This window comes from Lactobacillus sp. C449L (assembly GCF_059900815.1).
The window spans coordinates 1-410 of record NZ_JBWXGA010000391.1; the positions used below are offsets into that span (position 1 = coordinate 1).

Consider the following 410-nt stretch of genomic DNA (forward strand, 5'->3'; position numbering starts at 1 on the left):
CCGCAGCTCGTGCCGCTGAGCGTCCCGGACGATCCCCTGGCCGATCTCGCCGCCGCGATGCAGGACACGCTTCTGGCCGACGGCAACCCCGATCCGTCGGGCGACAACAAGAATATCCCGGCCGGCTATACCTACCTGGGCCAATTCGTCGACCACGACATCACGCTTGACACGACGCCCCTCGAGCAACAGCGGGCTGACCCCGAGGCGACCAGGAATTTCCGCACGCCCGCGCTGGACCTCGACTCCGTCTATGGCGACGGCCCCGGCATCCACCCCTATCTGTACCAGCGCGACCCGAAGACGTTCCGCATCTCCGAAAAGCTGCTCATCGGGCACACGTCCGCCTCCGGCGACGGGGCGAACAAGCAGATTCCCGCGCACGACAACGACCTGCCGCGCAACCAGGT

The 410-nt window shown here is 66.8% G+C and carries 1 protein-coding gene; it reads left to right on the forward strand.

Features of this window, described 5'->3' with window-relative positions:
* On the forward strand, nt 1-410 hold a 410-nt coding region (locus AC2JF9_RS09935), incomplete at both ends, for a hypothetical protein (protein ID WP_500727443.1).